The organism is Tessaracoccus yangjingae (genome assembly GCF_055326235.1).
Window position 1 is genome coordinate 1 of sequence record NZ_JBUZNN010000027.1, and the last position, 4,784, is coordinate 4,784.

General features: G+C 65.0%; 6 protein-coding genes. 2 read left to right on the forward strand and 4 right to left on the reverse strand.

The window, feature by feature from the left end; genetic code table 11:
- Positions 1–163 precede the first annotated feature (163 nt).
- The 3 genes from ACZK5D_RS16685 to ACZK5D_RS16695 all read right to left on the reverse strand — a co-directional run bounded on the left by ACZK5D_RS16685 (position 164) and on the right by ACZK5D_RS16695 (position 3,002).
- On the reverse strand, positions 164–1,555 hold the full coding sequence (locus tag ACZK5D_RS16685; protein WP_463665165.1) for an IS1380 family transposase: 1,392 nt from the start codon (positions 1,553–1,555) through the stop codon (positions 164–166).
- A 104-nt stretch (positions 1,556–1,659) separates the two neighbouring features.
- The gene (locus tag ACZK5D_RS16690; RefSeq protein ID WP_463666132.1) at positions 1,660–2,349 is read right to left on the reverse strand and encodes a uracil-DNA glycosylase family protein; all 690 of its coding nucleotides are present in this window, start codon (positions 2,347–2,349) and stop codon (positions 1,660–1,662) included.
- Positions 2,346–3,002, reverse strand: a complete 657-nt coding sequence (locus ACZK5D_RS16695; protein ID WP_463666133.1) for a helix-turn-helix domain-containing protein — start codon at positions 3,000–3,002, stop codon at positions 2,346–2,348. The genes ACZK5D_RS16690 and ACZK5D_RS16695 overlap by 4 nt, the downstream gene beginning before the upstream one ends.
- Positions 3,003–3,431: 429 nt before the next feature.
- Between ACZK5D_RS16695 and ACZK5D_RS16700 the strand changes: the two genes are divergently transcribed.
- Positions 3,432–3,593 (forward strand): helix-turn-helix domain-containing protein, encoded by a 162-nt coding sequence (locus ACZK5D_RS16700; protein WP_463666134.1) that lies wholly within the window; start codon positions 3,432–3,434, stop codon positions 3,591–3,593.
- A 99-nt stretch (positions 3,594–3,692) separates the two neighbouring features.
- Positions 3,693–4,319: a DDE-type integrase/transposase/recombinase gene (locus tag ACZK5D_RS16705; protein WP_463666135.1), complete on the forward strand. Its 627-nt coding sequence runs from the start codon at positions 3,693–3,695 to the stop codon at positions 4,317–4,319.
- Between the two features lie 231 nt (positions 4,320–4,550).
- Here ACZK5D_RS16705 and ACZK5D_RS16710 read toward each other — a convergent pair whose 3' ends face one another.
- Positions 4,551–4,784 (reverse strand): helix-turn-helix domain-containing protein, encoded by a 234-nt coding sequence (locus ACZK5D_RS16710; RefSeq protein ID WP_463666136.1) that lies wholly within the window; start codon positions 4,782–4,784, stop codon positions 4,551–4,553.

Consider the following 4,784-nt stretch of genomic DNA (forward strand, 5'->3'; position numbering starts at 1 on the left):
CCTCGATATTTCATGACGGGCGTGTGTGGGGCTGGTCGGCGCCGGTGGCGTCGGGGTTGTTCTGATTCTTGCAGGTGGGTGTGACAAGACCCCGCGTGACGTCTGCGGTGCGGGTTTCCAGGCCGGGAGCTGCCAGATTCAGAGGGTCATGTGGAGGACAGGGTCAGGTGGCTGGTGCCGGGAGGTTTCGGAGTCGGCTGATGCTGTCGATGATCAGCTCGGCCCAGCGGGATCGGTCGCTGAAGTGGACGACGGTGCGGCGGGCTCTTCTGGCGAGGGTCGCGGGGATGGTGTAGAGCCGGTAGCGGAGCCGTTTCGGTTCCCAGCGGCGGGCTTCATGACCGGCCAGCGCCAGCATCGCGCTCCAGGCCTGCAACTCGGAGGCCAGGGCGACGATCTGGCACCAGATCCGATTCTGGTCGAACCCGTGCAACGGGAGGTTGGCCAGGCCTGTGTCTTTCGCGATCCGGATCCGGTCTTCGCAGCGGGCGCGTCGACGATGCCTGAGCTCCAGCTGCTGGAGGGTGCCGAGGGTGGTGTTGGTGGCGAAGGCGGTGAGCCGGTAGCCGTCGACGTCGTCGAACCGCAGCTGAGCGCCGGGGTGGGGCCGTTCTCTGCGGACGATCACCCGCATCCCGGCAGGCCAACCGTCGAGATCCAGCAGTCCGGTGAAGTCAGCAAGATCGGCCCCCTCGCGAGCCTCGCCATCGCTGTTGAGGGCCGGCACCCAAACCCACTCAGGGACCAAGTGGTAGAGGTCGGGGGTGTCCATGGGGAGGGTGAACCCGACCGAGTACGCCACCCTGCGCCCGGTCAGCCACTTGGTGAACTCCTTCGTGCCGCCGGCCCCGTCCGCGCGGATCAGCACGCGGCGTCCGGGCCGCGGGTTCCGGTCGGGGAGCTGCGCGAGAGCTTGTTTGGTGACGGTGATGTGATCGGCGGCGGTGTTCGAACCGGCGTTCCCGGGGCGTAGGTGGACCTCCAGGGCTTCGCCGGTGCCCTCAGGTCCGTGGTCGGCGAACGCCAGCAACGGGTGGAACCCGAAGCCTCGCTTGAACGTCGCAGCCGCGCGCTGCTTCTCCGAATGGGCGGTGATCAACGACGCGTCCAAGTCGATGATCACCGGATCCTCGGCAGTCGACTCGTGGTCGGGGGCATGCTCACCGGCCAGGGCCCAGACCGTGGCGCGGGCCTGCTGCCTAGCTCCCGCGATCGCCTTGATGGCCTTGTCCGCATCCGCAGCGAGGGCCGCGATGAGCCGCGACACAGTCGGATCCGACGCCACCGGGCCGTAGACCCCTGGTTCAGCACGCAGGGTAGCGAGGTCACTCAACGCTTCACCGCCGAGCACCAGCGACACCGCCAGATCACAGACGATCTTGCCTGGGTCGTGGACCGCCAACGGTTTCCGCCACCGAGACAGCGCCTCCGACAGGGCCCGGTCCAGGCCGGCCGCGCGGATGGTTTCGGTCAGCAGGATCCCGCCAGCCTGCCCGACCGCGGTCACCTTCGCGGTATCGACATGAACCCTGGGATACGAGCCGGTACTCTTCACCTCGAAGGTGCTCCTTCTTGTTGGTCGATGTTTCTCTAGACAAGTCACATCATCCCAAGTCAGGGGCACTTTCGCTATCTCAGGCCACTACAGTCCACCCACCGTCATGAAAGCACGAGGCTAACTGGCCGTTGGCCGTCCTCGAGTGCCCGCGCCACGAGGGGCGACACGTCGGCTGCCGGGTTGCGCCAGTCAGCACGCGACGGATGGGTCACGCTGACGACCTTCAGACCTCCTGGAGCAAGGTATGTCGCACTCTTCCAGCCACGGTTGTTCCGCTCGACGAATTCATCAATCTCCTGGTGAGCGCCATACTGCCGGCGGACGAACTCACCGGCACGCTTCCCAAAGCAGACGACGACCTTCACACCGAGAGTACGAATCACCGCTTCGTGGAACGGCCAGCAGAGGGCGGCCAATCGTTCAAAATCCTTGGCAAGGTCTGACTCGCTACGCGTTCGCGAGAGCACCACACAGCTGGCCGGGACCTCAGTTGGCTTGAGGGACACCTTGCGAAGCAAGTGGCGAACATTGTGGTCGATACGGGCGGCCGGCTTCCATGTGTGCGTGACGTAGGCCGAGTAGACGGGTGGGCCGGCTTTGAGTTGCTGGAACTGCTGGCGCACTGTCTCCGCTCCGTCACCTCCTGGGTCACCACCGGGGTTGAGACCTAGGAGGTAGAGGGGCCGCTGGCCAGTGAAGCCAGCTTCCCCGGTATAGAACGCGTGTCCCGGAACGTCCAACAATTCCTCGGGAATCAGCGCGGCGAAGCCATCGACCCCGGTGGCGCTCACTTCTGCTCCTCAGCTTCGTCGAGGTAGACGACTCTGAAGGCTGCGGCTGAGAGGCCTGCGTCACCGTATTCATTGCTGAGGATGTGGCGAACAGAATCGACGAGGGCGCGGTACCACGATGCGGGAAAGCCATGGTGGGTCCCGATGCGTGGAATCATCATCACAGCATCGGGTGTGGCGAGCAGGTGCTCGGCACAGGGCCTCGCTGCGAGTTCCCCCATCGCGGTAGAGATGATGTCCATCTCGGCTACGACCCCCGTGGGAATGGATCGATGTCCGTTCTCCCAGCGCTGAACTGTTTTCAGCGCCACACCCAGTCGATCAGCAAGCCACTCCGCGCTCAGGCCGAGTTCCTCGCGCTTGTTCTTGAACTCGGCTGCCGTCAAAGAATCGCCCGCCGCACAGTGCACCGGATGGCTTGCAGGCAGAGCGCTGCGGGTAGTCGTGAGCGACGCACCGAAGTCGCTCGGGAGTGCTTCGAGAGCTTCGATGATCGGGCCTTCGGACTTGACGTTCTCCCATCCGAGCCCCTCAACGTGCTGCGGATCCGTGAACTGGACCGACCACCCACATCCACGGCATATCACCTGATAGCTGTACGTGGTGATGTCTTCGCTCGCACACTGCGGACATGACACAAACTGCTGACTCATGAAGTGTTCCCCTTAGGTAGTCGGTCGTGGCCTCCCGCCGTGACCTCACGCCAACCATACCGGTCCTAAGTTGGGACCGTCAAGTCACATTGAGGCCTCATCCGCTACATCGTCGGCGCCATCGTGCACGCCTGCGAGGACGGCCTGCTCGCCAAGGAGATGATGCTCAACGGTTTCGTGTTCACGGCACCCCAGAGGTGCTGCACTCCGACGGAGGCCCGTCGATGACCTCGAAAACCGTCCACACGTTGCTGTCCGATCTGGTGCATATTGCGCTGGGCGGGAGCCGGTGTTCCGTTGTGGGGTGAGCCGGTGTTCCGGTGACGGCTGAGCCATGGTGACGCCGGGGTCGGCCGCGGTTTCGCGTGTGGGACGTTCGTCGGGTCCGTGCCGTTGGGGCACGGTCGTGACGAGAGGGGTCGCCTTCAAATGGTTGACTGCAAGAGGATTCTTCAGCTTCGTGCTGAGGGGGTGAGCCAGCGCGGGATCGCTGACGCGTTGGGGTGTTCACGTAACACGGTGGCGGGGGCGTTCGCCGCGGCGGACTCGGCTGGTGTCGGGTTCGGGCAGGTGGCGGACCTCGGGGATTAAGAGGTCCACCACCCGTTGCTGCCGGAGCCGGTGAGGCCGGACTCTGGGCGGGCTGCACCAGATTTCGAGTATGTGCACCGGGAGCTGGGTCGGCCATCGGTGACATTGCTGGTGTTGTGGAACGAGTACGTGGCGAAGTGCCGCTCGACGGGCGAGGTGCCGTACCAGTATTCGTTCTTCAACGAACAGTACCGCCGCTGGATGAAGTCGACGGGGGCGTCGATGCGGATCCAGCGCAGCCCCGGGGAGTCGGTCGAGGTCGACTGGGCCGGGGACCCGATGTGGTTCGCGGACCCGCTGAGCGGGACCCCGACCCAGGCGTGGGTGTTCGTGGCGGCGTTGTCGTTCAGCGCCTACACCTATGTGGAGGCATTCACCGACATGACACTGTCGTCGTGGATCGAGGGCCACGTGCATGCGTTCGAGCAGTTCGGGGGCGTGGGTCGGCTGCTGGTGCCTGACAACCTCCGCACGGGCGTGTCGCGGGCGGACCGGTACGAGCCGGCGTTGAACCCGGCCTACGCCCAGTTGGCGGAGCATTACGGCACCGCGATCATCCCGGCCCGCGTGAAACGTCCCCGCGATTATCCCGAGGGTTCGGTTATCCCGAGTCTGGAGCGTGGGGCGGTGTCGGCTTCGGGATGGTGGCTGTCTCCTCGGGATAACGGGGCGTGGTTGTGTGGGCTCATCTTTGTCGGTTCTCACATGGAGGTGAGCAGGAGATGAGCAGTTCTATCCGGTGAGGTGGTCACCCGGGCGGAGTTGGTGATCGACGAGTTCGGGCATGCGGCGTCGACGCGCTGGCAGTATCGGGCGGCCTGGGGTGAGTTCGAGGGGTTCTGCGCCGGGCACGGGCACGTCGGGGTGAGTGACGAGGCGGTGTCGGCGTTCCTTCTGTTCGTGGCAAACGAGTACGCGCAGGGGAAGATCAAGGCGTGGAAGATGCTCCTATGGATGTCAAGCGGCGTTGAGGTAGTCGCGGTAGGCGTTCGCGAGTTGGATGTTGAGGCGGGTGCCGCGTTCGAGTTCGCTGATGCGTGCGGGGACGGTTCCGAGGTGTTCGGCGGCCTGGGTGAGGGTGAGCCCTCGCAGGTGTCGGAGGGGACGGAGGTCGTCGATGCGTGGTGCGGGTGCGGGGTGGACGAGGAGGTGCCAGGCCTCGCGGGCGATGGCGCGTTTGAGGCAGCGCAG

Excerpts from the sequence above, each read along its gene's own strand:
- ACZK5D_RS16695 (WP_463666133.1), bottom strand. The coding sequence starts at position 3,002 with ATGAGTCAGCAGTTTGTGTCATGTCCGCAGTGTGCGAGCGAAGACATC.
- ACZK5D_RS16700 (WP_463666134.1), top strand. The coding sequence starts at position 3,432 with ATGGTTGACTGCAAGAGGATTCTTCAGCTTCGTGCTGAGGGGGTGAGC.